This window comes from Mesorhizobium loti (assembly GCF_013170705.1).
GTDB classification, from domain to species: Bacteria; Pseudomonadota; Alphaproteobacteria; order Rhizobiales; family Rhizobiaceae; genus Mesorhizobium; species Mesorhizobium loti_D.
On record NZ_CP033334.1, the window covers coordinates 5,195,944 to 5,220,782 of the forward strand.

At 63.3% G+C, this 24,839-nt stretch carries 23 protein-coding genes and 1 pseudogene; 10 read left to right on the top strand and 14 right to left on the bottom strand.

All coding sequences use genetic code 11. From position 1 onward, the window contains the following. Nucleotides 1–34: 34 nt before the first annotated feature. Nucleotides 35–1,222 (bottom strand): glycine C-acetyltransferase, encoded by a 1,188-nt coding sequence (locus EB815_RS25660; RefSeq protein WP_056562806.1) that lies wholly within the window; start codon nucleotides 1,220–1,222, stop codon nucleotides 35–37. Between the two features lie 309 nt (nucleotides 1,223–1,531). On the opposite strand from EB815_RS25660, the gene EB815_RS25665 reads away from it, so the two are divergent. Together EB815_RS25665 and EB815_RS25670 are read left to right on the top strand one after the other, a co-directional pair. Continuing rightward, complete coding sequence (locus EB815_RS25665) at nucleotides 1,532–3,601, top strand: putative bifunctional diguanylate cyclase/phosphodiesterase (protein WP_056562809.1); 2,070 nt, start codon at nucleotides 1,532–1,534, stop codon at nucleotides 3,599–3,601. Nucleotides 3,602–3,676: 75 nt separating this feature from the next. Then, nucleotides 3,677–4,414 carry a polysaccharide deacetylase family protein gene (locus EB815_RS25670; protein ID WP_081294699.1) on the top strand — a complete coding sequence of 246 codons (738 nt, stop codon included), beginning with the start codon at nucleotides 3,677–3,679 and terminating at the stop codon, nucleotides 4,412–4,414. Nucleotides 4,415–4,664: 250 nt separating this feature from the next. Here EB815_RS25670 and EB815_RS25675 read toward each other — a convergent pair. Beyond that, nucleotides 4,665–4,887, bottom strand: a pseudogene (locus EB815_RS25675) (type II toxin-antitoxin system Phd/YefM family antitoxin); the annotation flags it as partial. Between the two features lie 76 nt (nucleotides 4,888–4,963). Next, the gene (locus tag EB815_RS25680; protein ID WP_056562814.1) at nucleotides 4,964–5,389 is read right to left on the bottom strand and encodes a MarR family winged helix-turn-helix transcriptional regulator; all 426 of its coding nucleotides are present in this window, start codon (nucleotides 5,387–5,389) and stop codon (nucleotides 4,964–4,966) included. A gap of 116 nt (nucleotides 5,390–5,505) precedes the next feature. On the opposite strand from EB815_RS25680, the gene EB815_RS25685 reads away from it, so the two are divergent. Continuing rightward, entirely contained in the window at nucleotides 5,506–5,913 is a 408-nt protein-coding gene (locus tag EB815_RS25685; protein ID WP_056562817.1) for a hypothetical protein, read from the top strand. A gap of 151 nt (nucleotides 5,914–6,064) precedes the next feature. Here EB815_RS25685 and EB815_RS25690 read toward each other — a convergent pair whose 3' ends face one another. Next, nucleotides 6,065–7,258: a phytanoyl-CoA dioxygenase family protein gene (locus tag EB815_RS25690; protein WP_056562820.1), complete on the bottom strand. Its 1,194-nt coding sequence runs from the start codon at nucleotides 7,256–7,258 to the stop codon at nucleotides 6,065–6,067. Between the two features lie 113 nt (nucleotides 7,259–7,371). Here EB815_RS25690 and EB815_RS25695 point away from each other — a divergent pair, with 113 nt between their 5' ends. Continuing rightward, nucleotides 7,372–8,391, top strand: coding sequence for a LacI family DNA-binding transcriptional regulator (locus EB815_RS25695; RefSeq protein WP_056562823.1), 1,020 nt, complete (start codon nucleotides 7,372–7,374; stop codon nucleotides 8,389–8,391). Nucleotides 8,392–8,403: 12 nt separating this feature from the next. On the opposite strand, the gene EB815_RS25700 is transcribed toward EB815_RS25695, so the two are convergent. After that, nucleotides 8,404–10,449, bottom strand: coding sequence for an FAD-dependent oxidoreductase (locus tag EB815_RS25700; protein WP_056562826.1), 2,046 nt, complete (start codon nucleotides 10,447–10,449; stop codon nucleotides 8,404–8,406). A 141-nt stretch (nucleotides 10,450–10,590) separates the two neighbouring features. Here EB815_RS25700 and queF point away from each other — a divergent pair, with 141 nt between their 5' ends. Further along, on the top strand, nucleotides 10,591–11,052 hold the full coding sequence (gene queF, locus EB815_RS25705) for a preQ(1) synthase (RefSeq protein ID WP_056562829.1): 462 nt from the start codon (nucleotides 10,591–10,593) through the stop codon (nucleotides 11,050–11,052). 8 nt (nucleotides 11,053–11,060) lie between these two features. Here queF and EB815_RS25710 read toward each other — a convergent pair whose 3' ends face one another. From EB815_RS25710 to EB815_RS25725, 4 genes are all read right to left on the bottom strand, one after another. Beyond that, a complete protein-coding gene (locus EB815_RS25710) occupies nucleotides 11,061–11,669 on the bottom strand; it encodes a hypothetical protein (RefSeq protein ID WP_056562832.1) in 609 nt (202 codons plus the stop codon). 4 nt (nucleotides 11,670–11,673) lie between these two features. Further along, the gene (locus EB815_RS25715) at nucleotides 11,674–12,153 is read right to left on the bottom strand and encodes a DUF3828 domain-containing protein (protein WP_056562835.1); all 480 of its coding nucleotides are present in this window, start codon (nucleotides 12,151–12,153) and stop codon (nucleotides 11,674–11,676) included. 97 nt (nucleotides 12,154–12,250) lie between these two features. Further along, the gene (locus EB815_RS25720) at nucleotides 12,251–13,900 is read right to left on the bottom strand and encodes an ABC transporter substrate-binding protein (RefSeq protein WP_056562837.1); all 1,650 of its coding nucleotides are present in this window, start codon (nucleotides 13,898–13,900) and stop codon (nucleotides 12,251–12,253) included. Between the two features lie 43 nt (nucleotides 13,901–13,943). Then, nucleotides 13,944–15,494 carry a trimethylamine methyltransferase family protein gene (locus EB815_RS25725; RefSeq protein WP_056562841.1) on the bottom strand — a complete coding sequence of 517 codons (1,551 nt, stop codon included), beginning with the start codon at nucleotides 15,492–15,494 and terminating at the stop codon, nucleotides 13,944–13,946. Between the two features lie 89 nt (nucleotides 15,495–15,583). On the opposite strand from EB815_RS25725, the gene EB815_RS25730 reads away from it, so the two are divergent. After that, nucleotides 15,584–16,486, top strand: a complete 903-nt coding sequence (locus tag EB815_RS25730; protein ID WP_056562845.1) for a LysR substrate-binding domain-containing protein — start codon at nucleotides 15,584–15,586, stop codon at nucleotides 16,484–16,486. Nucleotides 16,487–16,536: 50 nt separating this feature from the next. On the opposite strand, the gene EB815_RS25735 is transcribed toward EB815_RS25730, so the two are convergent. Beyond that, nucleotides 16,537–16,845 (bottom strand): putative quinol monooxygenase, encoded by a 309-nt coding sequence (locus tag EB815_RS25735; RefSeq protein WP_056562850.1) that lies wholly within the window; start codon nucleotides 16,843–16,845, stop codon nucleotides 16,537–16,539. A 112-nt stretch (nucleotides 16,846–16,957) separates the two neighbouring features. Here EB815_RS25735 and EB815_RS25740 point away from each other — a divergent pair, with 112 nt between their 5' ends. Next, a complete protein-coding gene (locus tag EB815_RS25740) occupies nucleotides 16,958–17,920 on the top strand; it encodes a GlxA family transcriptional regulator (protein WP_056562853.1) in 963 nt (320 codons plus the stop codon). A 58-nt stretch (nucleotides 17,921–17,978) separates the two neighbouring features. Then, nucleotides 17,979–19,868 (top strand): DNA mismatch repair endonuclease MutL, encoded by a 1,890-nt coding sequence (gene mutL / locus EB815_RS25745; RefSeq protein WP_056562856.1) that lies wholly within the window; start codon nucleotides 17,979–17,981, stop codon nucleotides 19,866–19,868. A gap of 42 nt (nucleotides 19,869–19,910) precedes the next feature. Here the strand turns inward: mutL and EB815_RS25750 are convergent, their stop codons facing one another. Next, the gene (locus tag EB815_RS25750) at nucleotides 19,911–20,726 is read right to left on the bottom strand and encodes a hypothetical protein (RefSeq protein ID WP_155772383.1); all 816 of its coding nucleotides are present in this window, start codon (nucleotides 20,724–20,726) and stop codon (nucleotides 19,911–19,913) included. 53 nt (nucleotides 20,727–20,779) lie between these two features. After that, on the bottom strand, nucleotides 20,780–21,673 hold the full coding sequence (locus EB815_RS25755) for a DMT family transporter (protein WP_056562864.1): 894 nt from the start codon (nucleotides 21,671–21,673) through the stop codon (nucleotides 20,780–20,782). Between the two features lie 90 nt (nucleotides 21,674–21,763). Here EB815_RS25755 and EB815_RS25760 point away from each other — a divergent pair, with 90 nt between their 5' ends. Further along, the gene (locus EB815_RS25760; RefSeq protein ID WP_056562867.1) at nucleotides 21,764–22,690 is read left to right on the top strand and encodes a LysR family transcriptional regulator; all 927 of its coding nucleotides are present in this window, start codon (nucleotides 21,764–21,766) and stop codon (nucleotides 22,688–22,690) included. Nucleotides 22,691–22,756: 66 nt separating this feature from the next. On the opposite strand, the gene EB815_RS25765 is transcribed toward EB815_RS25760, so the two are convergent. Beyond that, a complete protein-coding gene (locus EB815_RS25765; protein WP_245303317.1) occupies nucleotides 22,757–23,392 on the bottom strand; it encodes a hypothetical protein in 636 nt (211 codons plus the stop codon). Nucleotides 23,393–23,469: 77 nt separating this feature from the next. Between EB815_RS25765 and EB815_RS25770 the strand changes: the two genes are divergently transcribed. Continuing rightward, the gene (locus EB815_RS25770) at nucleotides 23,470–23,703 is read left to right on the top strand and encodes a DUF2093 domain-containing protein (protein WP_056562870.1); all 234 of its coding nucleotides are present in this window, start codon (nucleotides 23,470–23,472) and stop codon (nucleotides 23,701–23,703) included. Between the two features lie 110 nt (nucleotides 23,704–23,813). Here EB815_RS25770 and lpxK read toward each other — a convergent pair whose 3' ends face one another. Further along, the gene (gene lpxK, locus EB815_RS25775; protein WP_056562873.1) at nucleotides 23,814–24,839 is read right to left on the bottom strand and encodes a tetraacyldisaccharide 4'-kinase; all 1,026 of its coding nucleotides are present in this window, start codon (nucleotides 24,837–24,839) and stop codon (nucleotides 23,814–23,816) included.

Here is a 24,839-nt window from a genome sequence, read left to right on the forward strand (position 1 = left end):
TCTTGATCCGGAATCGCTTTTCGGCGCCGGCCGCTCAGGAAATCACGCCCAGTTCCCTGCCGACCGCGCCGAACGCCTCCACCGCGCGGTCGATGTGGGCGCTGGAATGCGCCGCCGACATCTGGGTGCGGATTCGCGCCTGGCCCTTCGGCACCACGGGGAACGAGAAGCCGATGACATAGATGCCGCGCTTCAACATGCGTGCCGCCATTTCCTGCGCCAATGTCGCCTCGCCCAGCATCACCGGAATGATCGGATGATCGGCACCGGCCAGCGTGAAGCCGAGCTTGCCCATCTGCGACCTGAACCGCGCCGCATTGGCATATAGGCGTTCGCGCAAGGCGTCGCCATTGCGGATCAGGTCGAACACCTTGATCGAGGCGCCGGCGATCGCCGGCATAAGCGTGTTGGAAAAGAGATAGGGCCGCGAGCGCTGGCGCAGCCAGTCGACCACCTGGCTCTTGCTGGAGGTGTAGCCACCGGAAGCGCCGCCGAGCGCCTTGCCCAGCGTGCCGGTGATGATGTCGACCCTGCCTTCGACGCCGCAGTGCTCGGCCGAGCCGCGGCCATTCTTGCCGACGAAGCCGACCGCATGGCTGTCGTCGACCATGACCATCGCATCGTATTTGTCGGCAAGGTCGCAGACGCCTTTCAGGTTGGCGATGATGCCGTCCATCGAGAACACGCCGTCGGTGGCGATCAGTCGGAAGCGGCAATCCTTCGCCTCCTTCAATCGCGCTTCGAGATCGGCCATGTCGTTGTTGGCGTAGCGGAAGCGCTTGGCCTTGGACAGCCTGACGCCATCGATGATCGAGGCGTGGTTCAGCGCATCCGAAATGATCGCGTCTTCCTCTCCAAGCAGCGTCTCGAACAGTCCGCCATTGGCGTCGAAACAGGAGCCGTAGAGGATGGTGTCTTCCAGGCCGAGGAAGGAGGAAATCGTCGCCTCGAGCTGCTTGTGTTCCTCCTGCGTGCCGCAGATGAAGCGCACCGAGGCCATGCCGTAGCCGTAGCGATCAAGCGCCTGCGTAGCCGCCTTTCGCAGGTCGGCGCTGTCGGCAAGGCCGAGATAGTTGTTGGCGCAGAAGTTCAGCACTTTCTCGCCGCCGACCTCGATCTGCGCCGACTGCATCGAGGAAATCACCCGCTCTGATTTGTAGAGCCCGGCTGATTTCAGCCCTGCAAGCTCATTGTCGATATGGGAGAGAAATGCTGCGGTCATGATCAGGCCTCGTTTGACGTGCGCAGACTGTCGTCCCGCTTGCGCAAAAAATCCATCGCAAAAGCGACCGGGTCGGGTGGTCGGACAGCATCAACCGGGGCGCGACTGGCATCGCCCGAGCGGCCGTTCGATAGCGTACGCGACAAGCAATGCTCAAATGCAGGGCGGCGGCGAAAGGAGCCGATAACCATTTAGCGATCTTCCCGGCTCTCCCCTTGCCGGGCCGGCTGTCGATTTCCAATCCTGTTAACGTTTGTGGCTCAATGGTGACCATACAGGAATCCGTTGGCGAGAGGGCCGCCCCCGAAAATGTCGCAGCAGCCGGTGCAAACCGTTTCAGGCAAGCTCATACTGCTGATCAAGGCTGGCTACTGGCTGGCGCTGTTGATCATTGCCACCATGGTGGCAGCCTCCTTCGTCCTGCTGCAGCAGACGATTGCCACGCAGCAGCACAACCACACCTTGCTCGATATCGTCGGCACGCAGAAGACATTGTCGCAGCGCATCGTCTTCCTTGCCAGCGCAACGGGTGCCGCGTCGCGCGACAAGCAGCCGGCGCTGGTCAGCGCGCTCAAGCAAGCCACGGCGGAGTTCGAGACCAATTACGATCTGCTGCTCAAGCAGACGGGCGCAGATCCGCAATCGCCGGCCAAGCTCGATGCGAAGTCGATCGAGAGCGTGCTTTTCGCCAAGCCCTTCCATCTCGACTATTTCTCGGTTGGGCTGATCGCCAATGGCGACCGTCTGATCTCGGCATTTGAATCGAAACTCAATCTCGACAATGACGGCTACAAGGGCGGCGCTGAACGCGTCAACCTCGATACGTCGGTCGCCAATGCAACCTTGTCGGGTTATGCGGCCCTTGGCCAGCGCATCAGCGCCGAGGCCGACGAGCGCTCCGAAAAGCTGCTCGCCCTCCACCGCACGCTGTTCTACGCAACACTCGGCGTCATCCTGCTGGTGGCACTGTTCATCTTCAGGCCGATGTCCAATGCGATCCTGCGCAAGACGCGGGAATTGGTCGATGCGCGCAACTCAATGGCCTTCATCGCGGTTCACGACGGCCTGACCGGCCTGCACAACCGCACTTTCCTGACCGACCATTTCGACACGCTCATCAAGGGTGCGCACCGGCGGCGCGAACGCCTGGCAGTGGTCCAGCTGGACCTCGACCGGTTCAAGCAGATCAACGACACGCTCGGCCACGCCGCCGGCGACTATGTCCTGGTGGTGACGGCGCAGCGCATGCGCGATTCGTGCCGGGCGTCGGATCTGTGCGCGCGGCTCGGTGGCGACGAATTCGTGATGATCCTCAATGGCGCGGGCAGCACCGAGGACATCAACATGCTGGCACGGCGGATCCTGGCGCATATCAACGAGCCGATCATTTTCCAGGGCACCACGATTCTTCCGGGTGCCAGCGGCGGCATCGCCGTCTATCCGATCGATGCCGACAATGCGCAGGACCTGCTCGTCCATGCCGATCTGGCGCTTTACTCCGCCAAGAAGATGGGCGGTGGCAACTTCTCGTTCTTCTCGGAGGAGTTGCGCCGCGAACTCGACTACCGCAAGCAACTCGAGCACGACATCAAGGTCGCCATTTCAGAAAGAGCGTTCCAGGTCTATTTCCAGCCGCAGGTCTCCCTGACAAACGGCGCCATCAGCGGCATCGAAGCCCTCGTGCGATGGAACCATCCCGAGCGCGGCATGATCTCGCCGGGCGAATTCATTCCTGTCGCCGAGAAATGCGGTTTCATGCCGGAGATCGGCCGTATCGTGATCAGCAAGGCGATCAACGAAGCCGCCGAGTGGAACCGTGCCGGGATTGCCTTCGGCCGGCTTGCCGTCAACGTTTCGGGCACCGAACTGCGCGAGCACGATTTCGATGCGTTCTTGTTCGATACGCTGGAAAAGGCCGGGCTGCCGCCGCAGAAACTCTCGCTGGAAATCGTCGAATCCGTCATTCTGGACGACGAGAAGACAGGCATCGCCGCCAAGCTGCGCCACATCAGGGCCGCGGGCGTGCATCTGGAACTCGATGATTTCGGCACCGGCTATGCGTCGCTCAGCCACGTCAATCCCAACGAGATCGATCGGCTCAAGATCGACCGCCGCTTCGTCCAGAACATCCATGAGAATGGGGACAACTCCAAGATCGTGCGCGCCATCACCGAGCTTGCCCGCGGGCTCGGCATCTCGATTGTCGCCGAGGGGGCTGAAACCGAGGCCGAACTCGACTCGCTGATGGCGATCGGCTGCGACCAGGTACAGGGCTATTCCATCGCCTTCCCGATGCCGCACGACAAGGCGCTCGAATGGCTGACCGCGCGCATGCCGAAGAAGGCCAGGCTGACGGTGCTGCAAGGCAGTCTGGCATAGCCGAAACCTGGCCCGCCTTGACAACCGTCCGCCGAAATGGCGGCCTGTCGTGATCGCAAACGGATACAGCGGCTTATGACATTCTTTCGGCTTGTGCTGGCGGCCATGCTGATGTCCGCGCTGCCGGCTCATGGGGCGGATCGAACCATCTATCTCACCTTCGACGATGGTCCGCTGAACGGCACCAGCAACATCCTCGATGTGTTGGCGGCGGAACAGGTTCCTGCGACGCTGTTCATGGTCGGCATGCATGCCGAGGCCAGTGTGTCCAACAAGGCCCTGGTCCGGCGCGCCAAGGCGATGCCGCTGGTGACGATCGGCAACCACAGCTACAGCCACGCCTACAATCACTACCGGCACTTCTACAGCGACACGGAAGGTGTGGTTGCCGACATGCTGATGGCGAATGCCGTGCTGGGCCTGAAGCCCGCGGTGCACGCGCGGCTGCCGGGTCGCGATGTATTCCGGCTGCCTTCGATGTCGAAGGACGACAACTCGCTTGGGCCGGCGCAAGCCGGCCGCGAGGATCCCGACTACGAATTCGTCGCGGCGTCCGGCTTCTATCTCTACGGCTGGGACCACGAGTGGGTGCACAAGGATAACGGCGAGCCGGTCCAGAGCGTCGACCATCTGGTCAGCGAAATAGATCACCTGTTCGGCTATGGCCGCTTCGCCAAACCGGGCAAGCTGATCCTCCTGATGCATGACGAGATGTTCCAGGACAGTTTCGACGGCAAGACGCAGCTCACCAACCTGATCACCGCACTGAAGTTGCGCCGCTATGCGTTTGGAACAATCCAGAGCTATGACTGAGCGGGCAAAGACGGCAAATTTTTCAACGGATTAAGCGTCGGCACCCCAAGCGGGCAAAATGAGGTTCGTTATCCGTCAGTATTGTCAAGCCATGGACCTCGGCGGTTGCCGCGATCACCATATCCTCAAATCCAGGCCTGTGCGCCCTCGCCCGATCCAGGAGTAGCCCAGCCGCATGCGGCATGCAGGTCGAAGGGAAGCACTCTTTCTCCGCAGAGGTGCTGGACCGCTCGCCACCATCTGCGCAGCAAGGTTTGCGGGGTCGAGACGGAATATCGTCAACGTCGCTGGGAAAAAGCCGCCAACAATTGACCAAAACTGGGCACGCGCGAGAGCCTTTCGTAGTCTTCGAAAGACAGAATGACAGCTTGCTTGCGTCCGTGACGGGTGATGACGGCAGGTTTCCCCGCGACGGCTTGGTCAACCACCGCCGAAAGCGTTGCCTTGGCATCCTTCAACGGAATCTCGCGCATGCTCCGCTCCAGAAATGACCATAGTGGTCATACAGCAAGGCAAGTTGGGTAAAACAAGGCTGTCGACCGACCGGGGTCAACCGACATTGTCGCGCAGCGCCGCCAGCACCTGCGCAAACTCCGCCAGACGCTCGTCGGGCAATCCTTTGCGGAGCCGCTTGTCGAAGGCGAGTGCGGCTTGTCGCAACGTCTCGAACAGCTCTTCTCCGGCTTCCGTCAATTCGACCAGATGGACCCTCCGGTTGACGGGATCGCGGCGGCGCGTCAGCAGGCCCTGCGCCTCCATCGCGTTGAGATGGTGGGTCAGCGTCGCGCCCTGGATGCCGATCATCCCGGCGAGTTCGCGCTGATTGGCGAGCTTGCTCGACTTGACCGACAGCAGCGTGAGCCAGACCGGCAATGTGCCGCCCGCTTCAACCAAAGCGGCGTCGAAGGCCTGCGCAACGAGCTTGGCGGTGCGGCCGAGATTCATGCCGACTGGCGGGCGTTCAAAGGGCGTCATTGCCGGACACTAGACGGTGTTTTCCGCGGATGGAACAGGCTCGCGTTTATACATTGACATCTAACAGTTAGATATCTAACTATTAACACGATAGCAGGCGAGAGAGGAGAGCCGGCATGCAATACGTCTACATCGTGGTTATCGGTCTTCACGTCATGGCCGGCGTGTTCTGGGCTGGCACCACAATCACGCTCGCCCGCGACCCCGAAATCAAGGCGGAGCGCTTCATCCAGCCGCAGATGGGCGCGGCCGGCATGGTTTTCCTGACCGGGGCGCTGCTGTGGTACTTCTTCCACGGCGCTTATTTCGGCTCGATGGAAATGGTGCTGGCGCTCGGCATCCTGGCCGCTTTTGCCGCGGCCGGCGTGCTCGGCGCCATGGTCAGGGCGCCGAGCAGGCGGCTTGCTGGCGCCAATGCGGAAATCGAAGTGCAACTGCGCGCCAGAATGGCGGTCGGCGAACGCATTGCCGCATGGCTGCTGGTGGTCACCGTGCTGTGCATGGCAATCGCCAGGATGGTCTGAGCGTCGTCCGCACCGCAAGCTCACAAGATCGCACGTTATCAGGCGATAAGCCAACGGCGTGCGGGCGCGCGGCCGGGCCGGCATACATGGGCTCTCGTATGCCGGTCCGGACCGCGCGCCACCAACATTTGCAATTGCCGAAGCCGCTTTCTCAGGTCAGTTTTTTGCAGGCCTGTTTCTCGAGTGCCTCCACGAAGACCGCCGGCTCCCATCCTGCATCCAGAGCACGATGGAAAAGCGCCTGTTGGGTCTCCGGCGCAAGGCCGCCGAGCGGCGGGTCGCGATCGAGATTGGTCGGAAAGGAATAGCCTTCCGCCGACGACGCAATGGCGTTGCCCGCCGCCTGACTGGTCAGGCTGCCATCGTCCAGCATACGCTGGAGAACGGGATAGAGGGCCGCGCTCATGCGGGTCCGGTCCACGCTCTCCATGGCGCGGCCATAGGCCGATGAGACCTGCAACAGGTTCGCCATGCGCTGGATGTCGGCCGACCGATTGGTGCCGGCGGCGTGGAACAGTGCCGGATTGAAGAAGGCCGCGTCGCCCTTTTTCAGGGGCAGCTGAACATGATGCTCGGCGAAATAGGCCTGGAATTCGGGGCGGTTCATCGCCAGGTAGCCAGGCAGGTAGGTCTGCGAATAGGGCAAATAAAGCGTGGGGCCGCTTTCCACCGGCATATCGCAATGAGCGACGGCCCCCTGCAGCGTCAGCACCGGCGAGACCCGATGGACGTGCACCGGATAGCGTTCGATGATGGGCGCGGTCTGGAAACCGAGATGATAGTCCCGGTGCGCGGACTGCGATGCGCCACCCGGCCTGACATTGTTCACCTGCGACGTCACCTGATAGGCCGGGCCGAGCCAGGCTTCCGATATCAGCGCGATAATATCGTTGCCGTAATAGGCGGCGAAGGTCGCGGGATCGCGCAGGCACAGCTTCTCCAGCGCATTCCACACCCGGTCGTTGGCGCCGGGCTTGGCAAAATGATCGCCGCCGCCTGCCCCGGCCGCACGTTCCTCGGCGATGATGGCATTGAACGCTTCGGTGGCTGCGTCGACTGGCGCCACATCCTCGAAGGCACCGCGAAACACGACGACACCCGGACCATCGGTCATCGCCTCGACCCATTCGGCCAGAAGCGCCTTGCGCCGGGCCGGATCGCCGGCGGCCGCACGAACAGGCGCACCATCGTAGATCAGGACGTTCTTCCGCACCTCGGACGCGAACGGATAGTCCGCTGGATTTGTCGTCCTTTGCGTCGACGCGGCAAAATCATCGATGCTGCACACATCGGCGGTAAGCCAGACACGATCGGATCTGAGCTTGGCATAATTGTCGGCCTTCACGGCATCCTCCCCTTGGTCTTGTTTCGACTGGATGGCGGAAGTATAGCTCTGGCTGAGAGGTAGCATACAGCTGAAACACCTCAAAAACACCTCAAAATTGATCGAGGCGGCCGATGGCGCATCCGTTTCTGGTGAAGGACATCGCCCTGCAGGCCGGCGTCAGCATCGCCACGGTCGACCGCGTCCTGCATGGGCGCAGCGGCGTGCGTCGGCACACAATACGCCGCATAGAGCAGGCGATCCGGGAACTGGAAACGCAACGCTCCCAACTCGGCCTATCGGGCCGCAAGTTCATTCTCGATCTCGTCATGGAGGCTCCCATGCGCTTCACCGAGGCGGTGCGCGCCGCGCTGGAGGCCGAGATGCCGGGCCTCCATCCGGCGGTGTTCCGCGCGCGCCACCACCTGGCCGAAGTGCGCGCGGCAGCGAACACGGTCGCACTGCTCGACGCGATCGCCCGGCGCGGCAGCAACGGGATTTTCCTCAAGGCGCCCGATATTCCGGAGATAGCGGCCGCGGTGGACCGGGTCGTCCGGTCGGGAATACCGGTGGTGACGCTGGTCACCGATCTGCCGAACAGCCGGAGGCTGGCCTATGTCGGCATCGACAACCGCGCCGCCGGCGAAACGGCTGCCTATCTGATCGGCGCATGGCTTGGCGAGCGTCGTGCCGATGTCCTGGTCACCTTGAGCAGCAACCGATTCCGGGGCGAGGAGGAGCGCGAAATCGGCTTTCGCCGCGCCTTGCGCGAAAACTTCCCCGACCTTGGGATCGTCGACATCAGCGAAGGCCACGGCATTGATCGCGCGACGGGCGAATTGGTCCGCACCGCGCTGGCACATCATCCCGATGTTGCGGCCGTGTATTCGATCGGCGGCGGAAACGCCTCAATCGTGCAGGCATTCGCCGAGATGAAGCGGCCCTGCCTTGTGTTCATCGGCCACGATCTCGACGCCGACAATATCGACTTGCTGCGAGGCCGGCACATCTCGGCCGTGCTGCATCACGATCTCAGGCAAGACATGCGTTCGGCCTGCATCCACATCATGCGGGCACAGGGCGCGTTGCCGAGATCGGTCGCGCCAGGCGCGTCCAACATCCAGATCATCACGCCGTTCAACATGCCGGCCTGAGCCGACGGTGCATCAGATCCGCAGGCCGAACCTGATCCCGTCGTAGATGGCGGCATGGATGTTTCGCGAGGCGACCGCGTCACCGATGCGGAACAGCACGAAGCCCGCCCCTGGATTACGCGCAGGAAAAATGTCGCCGCCGCCGACCAGACGTTCGTAGTCGACCGCCCCGCCATTCTTCGACAGCGGCTTCAGGCTGAGATAGAGATCGTCGAGCGGCGCCGCGCCGTGCTCGACCACCACCTGGTCGACCCTGCGCTCCCCGCGCCAGCCGTCGGCAAAGTCCGATGCGAGTTCCGCGACCAGTTGGTTGCCCTCGCGGCGCACCGAGCGCAGGCGCGTGTTGATGGTGATCGTGACGCCCTTTTCCTGGAAGGCGCGCATATAAGGCACGTGGTTCATGCCGCCCATTTCAGGAGCGAAGAAACGCTCCGGCGAAACCAGTTCCAGCCTCGCGCCGCTGTTGGCGATCAACTCGGCCGCGCCCATGCCTTGATGGCCGCCATTGTCGTCATAGATGAGCACGTTCTCGGCCGGCTTGACGCTGCCGGCCATGATGTCCCAGCTCGAAGTGACGAGAGTGTCGCCCGCTGTCAGCGGCGGGTTTTGCGGCAGGCCGCCGGTGGCCACGACGACCACATCGGGCGCCAGCGCCAGGACGTCATCCTGCTCCGCCCAGGTGTCGTACCGGATTTCGACGCCGAGCCGGTCGAGTTCGGCCAGCCGCCAGTCGATGATGCCGATCAGTTCCTTGCGGCGCGGGTTCTGCGTCGCCAGACGCACCTGGCCGCCGGCCTGGCTCGAAGCTTCAAGCACCGTCACCTGGTGGCCGCGCTCGGCCGCGACACGTGCCGCCTCCAGTCCGCCGGCCCCGGCGCCGACGACAACGACCTTTCTTCTCGGCCCTTCGGTCTTGACGATGATGTGCGGAATCTCGGCCTCGCGGCCGGTCGCCGCATTGTGCACGCACAGCGCCTCGCCGCCTTCATAGATGCGGTCGAGACAATAGGTGGCGCCGACGCAGGGACGAATCTCGTGCTCGCGGCCCTCCATCACCTTCCTGATGATGTGCGGATCGGCGATGTGCGCACGGGTCATGCCGACCATGTCGAGCTTGCCGGTGGCGATCGCATGGCGGGCGGTGGCGACATCGGAAATGCGCGCCGCGTGGAAGGTCGGGAACTTTGTCGCCGCCCTCACCTCGCCGGCGAAATCGAGATGCGGCGAAGACCGCATGCCGGCCACCGGAATGACCTTGGTCAATGCCGCGTCGCTTTCGATCGAGCCGCGGATGATGTTGAGGAAATCGACCTTGCCGGAGCCGGCGAGCCGCCTGGCGATCTCGACCCCCTCTTCCTTCGACAGGCCCTTCTCGAAATCCTCGTCGGCGACCATGCGGATGCCGACGACGAATTTTTCGCCGACCGCCGCGCGCACCGCATCCAGCACCATGTTGGTGAAGCGCAGCCGGTTGTCGAGCGAGCCGCCATACTCGTCGTCGCGATGATTGGTGGCCGGCGACCAGAAGCCATCCATAAGATGGCCGTAGGACTCGAACTCGATGCCGTCGAGGCCGGCGGCCTGGCAGCGTTGCGCGGCCGATGCATAGTCGGCGACAATGCGTTCGATGTCCCAGTCCTCGATGGTCTTGGGAAAGGCGCGATGCGCCGGCTCGCGCACCGGCGAAGCCGAGAGCACCGGCAGCCAGTCGGCCTTGTTCCAGCCGGTGCGGCGGCCAAGATGGGTGATCTGGATCATCACCTTGCAGTCATGCTCGTGGCAGGCGTCGGCGAGCTCGGCCAGCCACGGCACGATGCGGTCGTCATAGACATGCAAATTGCCGAAGGCGGCCGGGCTGTCGCGCGAGACGATCGCCGAGCCCGCGGTCATCGTCAGCGCCATGCCGCCCCTGGCCTTTTCGGCATGGTAGAGCCGGTAGCGTTGTTTCGGCATGCCGTCCTCGGAATAGGCCGGCTCATGGCTGGTCGACATCACCCGGTTCTTCAGCGTCAGATGCTTGAGCTGGTAGGGTTGGAGAAGCGGGTCGCTGGTGGTCATCGTCTTCCTGCCGTTTCAAATTGCGTTGGAGCGACATTTGCTGCTCCAGTTCCTATTTTAAGCATCGGATTTATCCGAAAACCGCTGCGCACTCTTCGGTCCGATGCTAAGAAGCGGCGAAAATCGAAAGAGATCCCGCCCATGATCGATACCAAGACCCTTACCCAGCTCGGCGCCCACGTCGAGACGCCACAGAGCCCTGAACAGGCGGTCCTGGAGACCGTGCCGTTTTCGCGCGGCGACGGTCCGCCGGCGATCGTGCGTTTCACCTGCCCGGAATTCACCTCGCTGTGCCCGGTGACCGGCCAGCCGGATTTCGCCCATATCGTCATCGACTACGCACCCGATGCGGCTCTGGTGGAATCGAAGTCTCTGAAGCTGTTCATGACCTCGTTTCGCAACCATGGCGCCTTCCATGAAGACTGTACCGTCATGATCGGCCGTCGCATCGTGGCGGCCACAAAGCCACTGTGGTTGCGCATAGGCGGCTACTGGTATCCGCGCGGCGGCATACCCATCGACGTTTTCTGGCAGACCGGCGCGCCACCCGATGGCGCCTGGCTGCCGGACACTGGAGTGGCCCCCTACCGCGGGCGCGGCTAGTCCAGCCATCATTCGCACTGATATTGGCTGAGCGCCCATTCGCCCGTCACCGACAGCAGGTCCGATATCTTCCAGTCGCCGCCGACCTTCTTGAACTTCCACTCCAGCCGGTGCTGATGGCCTTCGACGACGAAGGCGACCACCACCTTGGCTTGGTCGCCATTCACGGCCTCGATGCTCTTCAGGCTCTTGTCGATTGCGAGCTTGTCGTAGTCGGCATTGTCGAGCGCCATGTTGGGGTCCAGGCATTCGCCCTGCCCCGAAGCCCGCAGCGCATCGCTCTTGTCGAGCACTGTCTTGGCCGGATCGACAAAATTCTTGCGCTGGGTCGGATCGAGCTCCAGCCCGGGATGGTCGTAGAACGGCTTGACCACCGCCGTCGGCGAGCCCGGCAACACGGGCGCGGCCGGCTCGGACGGCGGCCATGCCAGCGGTGGCGTTGCCGGCTCCACCGCGTTGCCGGGTGGGTTTGCAGGCGGTGCATCGCCACCGCCCGGCGTGGCCTGCGCCGGGGCGTTTGCCGGCGGGGCACCGAACAGTCCCTGGCCAACAGCCTCGCTCAAACCCGCCGCCAGCAGGCACATTGCCGACAGAGCCAAGAATACGCGACGGGCCATCGCATCACTCCGGATCTTGACCCGCCATGCATTCGAGCTGGCTCAGCGTCCAATCGTTGGTCTTCGAGGCAATGTCCGAGACCTTCCACTTTCCGCCGACCTTCTTCAGCGACCAGTTCATTTCGCGTTTTGAATCGTCTCCGTCCGAAAAAAGGCTGAAGCTCGCCACCACTTGTGCCGTATCGCCGTCCACCGTCTCGGACAGTTTCAAGGTCTTGGAGACGGTCTTCTGATCGAAATCCTGCGCATCCAGGCCAGGATCGAAGTCGATACATGCGACCTGGTCGGGATTTTTCTTGGTCGCCTGGTCGTTGAGATCGAACAATTTCGTCACCGGCTCGGTGAAGCGGTCCCGGTACTGTGCGTCGGCCTCGAATCTCACCGCCGGGACATAGAAGAACTTCACGGCGTCGGACGCCGGCCCCGCCAGAGCGGCCGCTGGCAAGGCTGTCGTAAGGGCGGCAAGAAGCACTGTCCGTCTCATGCAGAATCTCCGGCTTTTGATGGCTTGAAGCTACCAATACCACGCATCCTGCATATCGGCTTTTTTGCGGCTCATGAAGTCCCTGCCCGGCCTCCTTTCAGCCGGCGAGCCAGACGTTCTGGAGATCCATTTCGAAGGTCTGGTGGACCCCGTAATTCCTGACCTTCTTGTTGGTGTGGCTGAAGAGCTTCTGCCAGAACGGCTGAATGATGACGCCCGAATCCTGCAGGATCTGCTCGACGTCCTTCATCACTTCCTTGCGCTTGGCCACGTCGATCAGCGAAAGCGCCTGTTTGAGCTTGGCGTCGAAGTCGGGATTGGAATAGGCGGATTCATTCCACGCCTCGCCGGTGCGATATCCAAGCGCCAGCACCTGAACGCCGAGCGGGCGCATGTACCAGATGGTCATCGAATAGGGATACTTCGTCCAGTCGTTCCAGAAGGTCGACCCCGGCAGCACCGTGCGCTTCACCTTGATGCCGGCGTCGCGCAGCTGACCGGCGATCGCGTCGCCGGTGTTCTTCTGCCAATCGTCCTCGATGGTGATCAGCTCGTGCTCGAAGTCGGCCTGGCCGGCTTCCGCCATCAGCTTCTTGGCGCCGGCGGCGTCGCGCTCCTTCTTCGGCAGGGCATAATATTCGGGATGGATCGGGCTGACATGGTGGTTCTCGCCGACCGTGCCGCGCCCATTGTAGCCGAGTTGCAGTACGGCGTTGTTGTCGACGGCCATCTGCAGTGCGTTGCGCACCCGCTTGTCGTCATAGGGTTTATGGGTGACGTTGGTGCGGGCAACGAGTGTCGTCGCCGTCGCGACCTCGGATTTCTGCAGGCCCATCTTGTCGAGAATGTCGATGAAGTCGGCGGGCGATTCGAAATTGAGGTCGATCTCGCCGGAGTCGAACGCGTTGACCGTGGCGTTGAAATCGGTGCCGTAGTCGATGAACTCGACGCCGTCGAGCGGCGCCTCGCCGCCCCACCATTTGCCGTTCTCGCGGCGCTTCACCACCGCCTTCTGGCCAACATCGTAGGAGACCAGTTCGAATGGTCCCGTGCCGACCGGCTTCTTGATCGGATCGGCGCCGTCGGCGTCGAAGTTGCGGTGCACGACAAGCGCGGGATAGTCGGTGAAGTTCGGGATCAGCGAGATGTCGGGTTCGCTGAGCTTCAGCTTGACCGTGCTGTCATCGACCTTGGTGATCGCGCCATCCCTCGCCTTTCCGGTTTTTGCGTCGATCAGCGCGCCGACACGGGCGGCCATCGAATTGCCGGCGACGCCTTTTTCACACCAGCGCGTCAGGTTGTGAACTACGTCGTCGGCGTTGAAAGCATCGCCATTGTTCCAGGTGATGCCCTTGCGCACATGCAGGACGTATTCGGTTGCGTCGTCGTTGATGTCCCAGCTTTCAAGCAGCACCGGCTCGAAGGTGAACTGTCTGGTATAGCGCACCAGCGGCTCCAGCCAGCTGCGCGAGATATTGGCAAGCTCCACCCAGTCATAGGTGCGCGGATCCTTTTGCGCCTTGACCGACATCGAGACGTGCAGCGTGCCGCCCTTCTTTGGCTCCTCGGCCAGAGCCTGCTGCGGGGCGGCGAGACCGATCATGCCATAGGCCAAAGCCGTCGATGCGCCAAAGGCGCTTGCCAGGGCCAGGAACTCACGCCGGTCCATGCCGCCCGCGCGCGCGTCTTCCGCCATCGCCTCGATAGCGCTAGGGACACGATCGCCATTGCTTCTGAAGAATGCCATTTCTCTCTCCCATTGGTTCCGTCGGGTCGTTGCCCGTTCTTTCTCAACTGACGGTATCCGGCAGCTTCTCCTCGCGCCGCGCGATCAAATCCCTGAGACCCTCGGCGATCCCCTCGTCCAGCTTCGGCTCCTCATAATCGGCCAGCATGTTGCGCGCTTTCTCACGGCCGCGCGTGTCGTGATCCTTCGCCCCTTCGGCATTCCATTGCTCATAGGAATTGAAGTCCATGATCGAGGGCATGAAGAAGGCGGACTCGAAGTGTTCGAGCGTGTGCTGGGTGCCGAGGAAATGGCCTTGCGGCCCGACCTCGCGGATCGCCGCCATCGCTTCCTTGAAATCGTCGAAGGAGAGCCCGCCCGCGTATTTGTACCAGCCGACAAGCTGCTCGCAGTCCGTCGCGAATTTCGAGTAGCCGCAGGTCAGGCCGGCTTCCAGCCATCCGGCGGAATGCCAGATATAGTTGGCGCCGGCGAGGATGGCGGCATGCATCAGCATGTTCGATTCGTAGCCAGCCTGGGCGTCGTTCAGCTTCGAGCCGACATGGAAACCAGACGTGCGCCATGGCAGCCGGTATTTCCGCGCCAAGGCACCCATCAGGTACATCATCTGGGCGGCCTCCGGCGTGCCGCCCATCGGCGCGCCGGTCTTCATATCGACCGTGACCATGAACTGGCCGTAGATCTGCGGCGAGCCTGGGCGGATGAGCTGGGTCAGCGCCACGCCGGCAAGCGCCTCGGCGTTGACCTGCGCCACCGCGCCGACGGCGGAAGCCGAGGTCGAGGCGCCGCACAGCGCGAAAGGCGCCAGGATCAGCGGCTGATTGTGGCTCGCGTAGACCCGCATGGCATCGATCATGGTGGCGTCCCATACCAGTGGCGAATTGCAGTTGGTGATCGCCACCAGCACAGGGTTGTCGCGTACGAACTCCTCGCCGAAGACGATGCCAGCCATCGCCATCGTGTCCTCGGCGCGCTCTTTCGACGTCACTATGCCCATGAACGGCTTGTCGGAATGCTTCAGGGCCGAGTGGATGATGTGTAGATGCCGTTTCGGCACCGCAATCTCCATCGGCTCGCAGATGACCGAGCTCGAGGAATGCAGCGCCGGCGCCATGTAGGCCATTTTGTGGAAATTGTTGAGGTCGGCGAGCGTGCCGTAGCGCCTGACATTGTCGAGGTCGCGGACGTAGGGCGCGCCATACATCGGCACGAAAATCGAGTTCTTGCCGCCGACGCGCACCGTGCGCTCGGGGTTGCGCGCATGGAGCGTGAACTCCAATGGAACCTTCGAGACGAGCTCCATCAGCAGCGCGCGGTCGATGCGGACACGCGTGTCCCTGACATCGGCGCCGGCCGCCTTCCAGAGTTCGATCGCGCCGTCGTCGCGGAATTCGCAGCCCACCTCCTCGAGGATCTTGAGCGATTCCTCGTGGATCAGTTCCACCGCCTCGTCAGGCACGATCTCATAGGCGGGGATCTTGCGCACCAAGGTCGGAAAGGAAGCGATCGGCGCGCTTCTTAGCGCCTTGCGGCCAAGACGGCCACCGCCGCGGCGGTGGGTCTGTTCGGTCAATTCGACGGCCGGTGCGTTCATGGAGCCTCCTTCTTCCCGCCATACACGTTAGCGACCCGAAATATGGCTGTGACGCTGGAAAATCCTGATCTTCTGTATAAGCTGTGCTTATGCGAAGCCTGCGCCACCTCCTGCCCTCCGCCGGCAGCCTGATCGTCTTCGAGGCAGCCGGCCGGCTGTCGAGCTTCACCGCCGCCGGGCGCGAGCTCGGCATGACGCAGGCAGCCGTCTCCTATGCCGTGCGCGGGCTGGAAGAGCAGCTCGGCGCCAAGCTGTTCCAGCGTCGTCATCGGCAGGTCAGCCTGACCGAAGCCGGCGAACGCTTCCACGCCGATGTCTCGCTGGGCCTGTCGCACATCCGCAAGTCGGCCGAGGATCTGCGCCTGCAGGCGACCGGCGGCCATGTGACGCTCGCCGCATCAACCGCTTTCGGCTCCTTCTGGATGATGCCGCGCCTGCAGCAGTTCCGCGACGAATTGCCGGGCATCGATCTGCGCATCCAGACCGCCGACCGCGACCTCAACATCATCGCCGAGGGCATCCCGCTCGGCGTGCGCGGAGGCGTGCCCGGACAATGGCCGGACTATCATTCGATGCCACTCTCAGACGAGGAGATCTTTCCGGTCGCGGGGCCCAATTATCTCGCCAAGTTCGGCCTGCCCAGGACCGTCGCGGAACTGGCCGCGCACCGGCTCATCCATCTTGAGGAACCCTATCGCGAGGCCCCCAACTGGGACGAATGGTTCGCATCCGCCGGAACCAGCCTGCGCAATGCTGAACGCGGACTGCGCATCAATGACTATGCCCTCGTGATCCAGGCGGTCATGGAAGGGCAAGGCATCGCGCTCGGCTGGCGGCATCTCGTCGAGCGGCTCGTGGCATCCGGCCTGCTGGTGCCGGTCACCGAGCATGTGATGAGGACCGGCATCGCTTTCTACGTCATCTGGCCGAAAAACCGCGACCTCAGCGAGAATGCCCGCAAGGTAAGGGATTGGCTGGTGGCGCAGGCGTGAGTTCAATGCAATCCGGCGCGTGGCCGGATTGCATTCGCAGGCTGGAACGATCAGACCGAACCGTCATTCTTGAGGCCCAGCACATCCACCTTGTCGATGGTCGGCGGGCCAGCGAACAGTGTTTCGGCATTGGCCATCAGCGCCTTTGCAATCTCGCCAGTGAGATGGGCCTGCCGCCCTGCCTCGTCATGAAAGGCATCGAACACGCCGAAGACGCTTGGCGAAAGCTGCAAGGCAAACCAGATCGGTGTTCCTGCTTCCCGATTGGCCAGCTGCAGTCCGGTTTTGAGGAACGCGGCGACATCCTTCTCCTTGCCCGGCTTGGCTTCGAAGCGTGCGAACAATGCGAGCTTGATCATTTGTCTTCTCCTCGTCGTTTGTGCGGCCGGAGGCGGCCGTCGCAAACAACAGTTGCAGCATCGAGCCCCAAAGCGTATTGGCAAAAATGACATCTTTGATACCATTATCGCCATGAACATTTCCGTCCTTGCGCTTGATGGCGTCTTCGACACCGGACTGGCCACGATGCTCGACGTGTTCGGCACCGCCAACGAACTGGTCGGGATGCTGGTGTCGCCGCCCAGCCGCTTCACAACGACTATCGTCGGGGTGAGCGCCTCGGTCCGCACGGCACAGGGCCTTCAAGTGCCGGTCGTCGCGATGGGCAGCCAGCCAGATCCCGATTGGCTGGTGATCCCGGCGATCGGCCAGAAGATGCCAGGCCCGCTTGCCGACGCCCTGAAACGCAGCGATATCGCCGACGCTACCAAGGCGTTGCGCGCTGCCGCCGAAACAGGCACACGCATCGGAGCTGCCTGTATCGGCACTTTCATCCTGGCCGAAACCGGCCTGCTCGACCACAGGCGGTCAACGACAACCTGGTGGCTGGCGCCGATGTTCCGGCAACTTTACCCACAAGTGCGGCTCGATGCCGCGCGCATGCTGATCAATGACGGGCAGTTCGCAACCGCCGGAGCCGCACTCGGCCACATCGACCTCGCTTTGATGATCATTCGCCAGACAAGCCCGGAACTCGCTGCGCTGACGGCGAAATACCTCATCGTCGACAGCCGGCCGTTGCAATCGGCCTATGCGATCTCCGACCACCTTGCCCATTCCAACCCGCTGGTCGAACGCTTCGAACGCTGGGCGCGCGACCATCTCGCCGCCGGGTTCAATCTCGACGAAGCAGCCACGGCACTCGGCGCCAGCAAGCGCACGCTGTCGCGACGGGTCAACGACGTGCTCGGCAAGACGCCGCTGTCCTATTTTCAGGATCTGCGCGTCGAGCAGGCCGTGCATTTGTTGAAAACCTCATCCGACAGCGTCGACGAGATCGCCGCGAAGGTCGGCTATAGCGAGGGGGTGACGTTGCGCAATTTGCTGCGCCGGCGGCTGCGCAAGGGTGTGCGCGAAATCCGCACCGCCAACTGATCCACCGCCAACGCAATTCTGCCCCTCCCGCGAAGCCCGAATCCGCCTATAGTGCCCCATGCCCATTCGCCAGCTTTCCGAAACGATGATCAACCAGATCGCCGCCGGCGAAGTCATCGAGCGTCCGGCCAGCGTGGTCAAGGAGCTGGTCGAGAACGCGCTCGATGCCGGCGCTTCGCGCGTCGAAATCGTCACGGCAGGCGGCGGGCTCAATCTGATCCGCGTCACCGATGACGGTTCCGGCATCCCCGAGCGGGAGCTGGCGCTGGCGATTGCCCGCCACTGCACCTCCAAGCTCACCGAGGATATCAACGACATCCGCTCGCTCGGCTTTCGCGGCGAGGCGCTGCCGTCGATCGGCTCGGTGTCGCGGCTGTCGATCCGCTCGCGCACGGCATTGGGAGACAGCGCCGCCGAAATCGGCATCGAGGGCGGCCGCGTCCTGCCCGTCAGGCCGGCGGCGGCCAATCGGGGAACCACGGTCGAGGTGCGCGACCTGTTCTTCGCCACGCCGGCGAGGCTGAAATTCATGAAAGGCGAGCGCGCCGAAAGCTCGGCGATCAGCGACGTCGTCAAGCGCATTGCCATCGCCTTTCCGGCCGTGCGGTTCACGCTGGCCGGTTCCGACCGCTCGACGCTGGAATTGCCGGCGACCGACGACAGTCAGGAAGGCAGCCTGCGTCGCGTCGCCCAGGTGATGGGAGGCGAGTTTCCCGACAATTCCATTGCCATCGACGCGATGCGCGAAGGCGTGCATCTGACCGGCCATGTGTCGATCCCGTCCTTCACCCGCGCCAATGCGCTGCAGCAATATGCCTATGTCAACGGCAGGCCGGTGCGCGACAAGCTGATCGCCGGCGCCATCCGCGGCGCCTTCGCCGATGTGCTGCCGCGCGACCGCCACGCCGTAACGGTGCTGTTCCTTTCGCTCGATCCGGCCATCGTCGACGTCAATGTCCACCCGGCCAAGGCCGATGTGCGCTTCCGCGACCCGGGCCTGGTGCGCGGGCTGATCGTCGGCGCCATCCGCCAGGCCCTGGCGGACGCCGGCATCCGCTCGGCCACGACCGGAGCCGCCGGCATGATGGCGGCGTTCCGGCCGGGCGCCGCACCCTACAATCATGGCGGCCCGGCCAACGGCCATCGCAGCTACGAAGCAGCATTCCACGCATCCGGCTCCGCCGGTTTCGACCCCTCGCGCTCGCCGCAGCGGCCTCTCGACATGCAATTCGAAGGCTCTGGCTTTGAACGCGCCGGTGCAAGGCATGGCGGCTTCGGTGAGCCCGGCCAGGCCGCGTTCGATACCGGCCCTCTTGCCAGCGCCGATGCGCGCGCCGGGCAGAGCGAGGCGGCCGAGACGCTGCTTGGCACGGTGCTGGGTGCCGCGCGCGCCCAGGTGCACGAGAACTACATCGTTGCCCAGACCAGGGATTCGCTCGTCATCGTCGACCAGCACGCGGCGCATGAGCGGCTGGTTTATGAAGCCCTGAAGAACGCCCTGCATTCGCGCCCCGTGCCCTCGCAGATGCTGCTTCTGCCCGAGATCATCGATCTGCCGGAAGAGGATGCCGAGCGGCTCGCCATGCATTCTGAGACATTGGCCCGCTTCGGCCTGGGCATTGAGCGTTTCGGCCCGGGCGCCGTTGCCGTGCGCGAGACGCCCTCGATGCTGGGCGAAACCAATGTCCCTCAACTGGTGCGTGATCTCGCCGACGAGATCGCCGACAACGACACGATCGAAACGCTCAAGGAGCGGCTGGACAAGATCGCCGCCACAATGGCCTGCCACGGCTCGGTGCGTTCCGGCCGCCTGCTCAAGGCCGAGGAGATGAACGCGCTGCTGCGCCAGATGGAGGCGACGCCGGGTTCGGGCACGTGCAACCATGGCCGCCCAACCTATATCGAGCTCAAACTGGCGGACATCGAGCGGCTGTTCGGTCGGCGGTAGGTGTGCCCTCCGACCGCCAACACCAAGGCCCGATGCCCCGCGTCAGTTCTTTTTCTGATATTTCCTGGTCGCGCGATTGAAGACGTAGTCCGTCGTGTAGCCGGCGCCGCCACCGCGAAAATTCACCGAAATGACGTCCTTGCCGTGCTCCACCGACTTCTGAACGTTCATGTAGATGGGCGTCATCAGCATGCCCGCATTGCAATCATCGTCATCGAAGCGGATTTGCTGGACGACCTTGCCGGTGCTCTTTTTGATCACCTGCATTTTCGTCATGCAAATACTGGCGCTGGTGTTCGCATAAACGCCGGCAAACCTGTCGGCGGCGGTCTCGGCCCAGAAGGGAATCTCGACGGTCCCGACGATCTTTGCGTCGCCGGTGTCATCAAGGCTCGCGACCTTCTTGAGAATGACGGGCAATTCGTCGGCGCCCTTGCTCAAGCTTCCCGTCGCGCCGTCCGCGTTGACATCAAGGACGATCGGGCATCCGGCGGTGTCGACCGGCGTCTTTGACCCCATTACCATGACCCGATAGAATTCCTTGTCATCCGCGATCTCGCAAAGCGAGACTTTGGTGCCGTTGACGGTGCCATACACTGCGATCGGCCTCTGTTCCGTGTCGCGGAAGTAACTTCCCTGGACGGTAATGCCGCTGCCAAAACTGTCATATCTCTGCAGCGACAAATGGACCGGATCGGGCCCGATGGTTCCTTCGTAGTTTTCGACGTGATACCAGCCCGCGACGGCTTCCCCGGTCAGCGACAAAACGCAAAAGAGCGCCGATATGAGCAGTTTTCCCATTCCGTCCCCCCAGTGAAAGCGGCTCACCATAACGGCCCTTCCTCCGGGTGTCTGCATGCTGGCGGATAAGGTTTCGGATTTGAGTCCGCAAACGCCTCCAACCTTCTGTTTTACCTCTTCAAATTCACCACGATGACGCCGCCCAGCGCCAGCGCGCCGCCGAGGATGCCGAGCAGCGTCGGCACTTCACCCAACCAGAAGAAACCGATCAGGGCGGACATGGGCGAGACCAGATAGAGAAAGTTCGACGCACGCGCTGCCGGCAGGCGCGACAGGGCCGTCGCCCAGGCCGCATAGGCAATCAGGCTCGGCACGATGCCGAGATAGATGACGGCGCCGAGACCGGCGGCGTTGGCGACAGCCGCCTGCTGAAAGGCGGCAGGCAGGAAGGGTGCCAGACAGAGCGCGCCGAGCACCATGTTGGACGCCGCGATGGTCAGCGGATGGTGGCGGGCAAACAGCGGCTTCTGGACGATGGTGTTGACGGCCGAGCAGAGCGCGGAGCCGAGCACCAGCAGTGCGCCGGCATTGAAGTGCAAGCCATGGCCGTCGGCCACGGCGATGATGCCGATGCCGGCGAAGGAGATGGCCGTACCAAGCCAGGCTAGAGGCGAGAAACGCTCGCCCAGAAGCGCCATCGCCATGATGGCGGTGAAGATCGGGCTGACATTGATGATGAAGCCGGCGGCTCCCGCCGAGACGGTCAGTTCGCCGAAATTGAGCATGGCCGTATAGAGCGCGACGAAAATGGCGCCGCCAAAGGCGAAGCGCCACATTTCGCCGACCCTGGGCAGCGCCGGGCGCTTGACCGCGAGGAAGATCGCCGCCGGCACCGCGGCGATGGCAAAGCGCAGGGCACCAAGCTCCAGCGGCTGGAAGGCGGCAAGGCCGGCACGGATCGCCGGAAAGGCGGACGCCCAACCGACAACCGTCAACGCCACGGCGATGGCCGCAGTGGTGTCCATCCGCTGTGTCTGATTCAACGTGCCCGTCATCGCACTCATCTCACTGTCCTCGTGTTCTTCGTCTTGAAAGCCACAAAACGCCCTTTCCCGCTTGTTGACAAACGACCAAATCGAGGATCACCTGTGACTATGGATCACAGCTCAGACACAATGGTGCCGCTCGAAACCCTGCGTGCCTTCGATGCGGCGGCGCGTACAGGCAGTTTCTCGGCGGCGGCCGAAAAGCTCAACATCACCCATGGCGCGGTCAGCCGGCAGATCGCCAAGCTCGAGGACTGGCTGGGGCTGAAGGTGTTCGATCGCGGCGCGCGCGGGGTGACGCTGACGATCGAGGGCAACCGGCTGCATCTGCGCACGTCCGAGGCTTTCGCGCTGATATCGACCCATTCCGACCGCTGGGTCGAGCCGCGCGGCACGGCGGTGGTGCGGCTGACCTCGATCCCCTCGGTGAGCGGGCTGTGGCTGATGCCACGCATGGCGGCCCTGGAGAACAATCCCACCAAGCTGCGCATCGTGCTCGATGTCGACATCCGCCAGGCTGACCTTGCCGATGAGGGCATCGATCTGTCGATCCGCTGCGGCCGCGGCGGCATTCCGGGCCGCGTCTCGGTGCAGCTTTTCGAGGAGCATGTCTTCCCTGTCGCCTCGCCGGAGCTTGCACGCGAGATCGGCCGCGGCGATCCGGCCCGGCTGCTCAAATTCCCCCTGATCAACGATTCGGACGCCTCAGGCTGGCGCGCCTGGTTCGCGGCACAAGGCATGGATTACCGTCCGCGCCCACAGGACAGGCGCTTCGAGGACTATAATCTGGTGCTGGACGCCGCCGCCTACGGGCTCGGCATCGCATTGGCACGTCCGCCGCTGACCGGGCATCAGCTGAAATCGGGCCGCATCACCGCGGTCGAAGAGCGCACCGCGCTCAATCCGGTATCCTACTGGCTCGACCGGCCAATGGGACTGCCACGCACGGCCGCGGCCGATCTCGCCCGCCGCATCGCGCGGCAGGCCGGACTGGCGCCCGAGAAGATCGAAGCGTTTATCGAGGCGGAGCGATAGGTCTCCAGGCCGGCCGCCCCATCACCGGTTCGCAACCAACCAGTTCGCAACCAACCGGTTCGCAACTCAGCGAAGCAGCAACAGAACGAACCCGAAGATCACGGTTGCCAATAGACCGGTCATGATCGAAACAAAGCCGATCCTCACCAGCAGGCGCTCGGGGTTCGGCGCCGCACCACCGGATTGAATGCCCGGCCTTCGCTGTCCCGCCGGAGCACCCAGGGCGGCGGCATTCTTCGGGACCGGAACCTGCGGTGGAATAAACGACAGCAAGGACACTCCCGCAGCCCTGGCGGGAGCGTTGTCGTTGGCGGTTGCGGTGGGTGGCAAGGCGCCTCGCTGCGTTTCGGTTTGAGGCGCCGCTTTCCTGGCCACGACGGTTGCCAAAGCCGCCTCGTCCCTCGTCTCGATCTGCGCCTGATAGGCCTCGACGATGCCAGCCGACGCAATCTGCTGCGATTTGACGGCCATTGGCGCCGCTGGCATTGCCAACAGGGCCGGAGCCGTACGTTCCGCGAACAGGGAGGGCGCCGGGGGCTGGACCAGTTCCCTGACCAGGGCCGTCCTGACCGGATCTGCCTTTGCCAACGGCACGGGTTGCGGCGTCATCGCCTCCTTGAGCAAGGAAGCCAGGCGGGCGGAAGAAATATCCATCATGCCCCCGATCAAAGCGCTTTTCAGCCTCTCGTAGCGCCTCAGCATTGTCCGAGGCTTGTCGCGAGCTTGACCTGGCCGGAGATTTGTGGCGATGAAATCTCCATGAACCTCGGCACCACTGCATGATGAACCGTTTCGAAGGCCCGGGCGGCAAGGAAGCCCGCATCCGCTACCTCGATGGCGATTTCCAGGTCACCAGCCCCGGCTCGTTCGTGCGCTGCGCCGTGACCGGGGAAAACATCCCATTGGACGAGCTGAAATACTGGAGCGTCGCCAGGCAGGAGCCCTACGTCAACGCCGCCGCCTCGCTGCGCCGCGAAATCGAAGTGCATCCGGAGCTGCGCAAGCGAAGCTAGAATGGTTCATCGTTTCACGCCGAACCGTTCCAGCTCTTTGTTTTGACGCAATTCCCAAGGGAAGCGCTACACGCTTTTCCCGGGAAAACCGCTTCACACTTTTCCTTGTTCTAGCCTCTCAGCTTGCGCTGCCGCCAGGCATCGAGCGTTTCCTCGATGATGCGTTCGGGCACGTGGTCGAGCTCGAAAACCGTGTCGATTTCCAGCACGTCGAGACCGTCGAGAAAGCCCTGCGGGGCGCCGTGACGCAACCGGGCGGCGTCCTTGGCGGTGGTGATGAGGCCGAGGCCTTCGGTGCGTGCCGTCGCCGCCAGTTCGGCAAGCTCGTCCTCGGCGTAGAAATGATGGTCCGGAAAGGGCTTTGAAAGAACAACTTCGCCGCCGGCCTCGCGCACCGTGTCGAAGAATTTGTCGGGATGGCCGATGCCGGCGAAGGCCAGGAAGCGCTTGCCGGCAAGCCTTGTCTTGCTGCTGGGCTCCGTATGGGCCTCGAAGATCGGCCGGCCGGCGCGGGCCGCCTGGCGCACCACGGCGTCGGCGGCGGTGCCCTCGCCCATCTTCAGCAGCCCACTGGTGAAGACCAGCTGGTCGACGACCCTGGCCCTGAGCGGGCCGCCCGGAATGACGCGGCCATTGCCGATCCCGTAGCGGGCATCGACGACGACCAGCGCATAGTCGATATGGATGCGCGCGCTCTGAAACCCGTCATCCATGATCAGGAAATCGCAGCCGTGCCTTTCCAGCAGCAGCCGGGCGCCGGCGGCGCGGTTCGGCGTCACAGCCACCGGCGCGTGTTCGGCCAATAGCAGCGGCTCGTCGCCAACATGCTTGGCGCTGTCATGACTGATATCAACGACATGCGGTTCGGCGAAGGAGCCGCCATGGCCGCGCGACAGGAAACCGGGCTTCAGCCGCATGCGCCTGGCCTGTTCGGCGAGCGCGATGGCGACCGGCGTCTTGCCGGTGCCGCCCACGGTGAAATTGCCGACGCACAGAACCGGCGCCTCGATCTTCTCGCGCCGGGCCCGCCGCATGCCGCGGCCGGCTACGAGCGCATAGACGGCCGACAGCGGCGACAGCGCCAGGACTTTCCAGTCCGGCTCTTCCCACCAGAATGGTGGTGCTTCAGAGGCCAC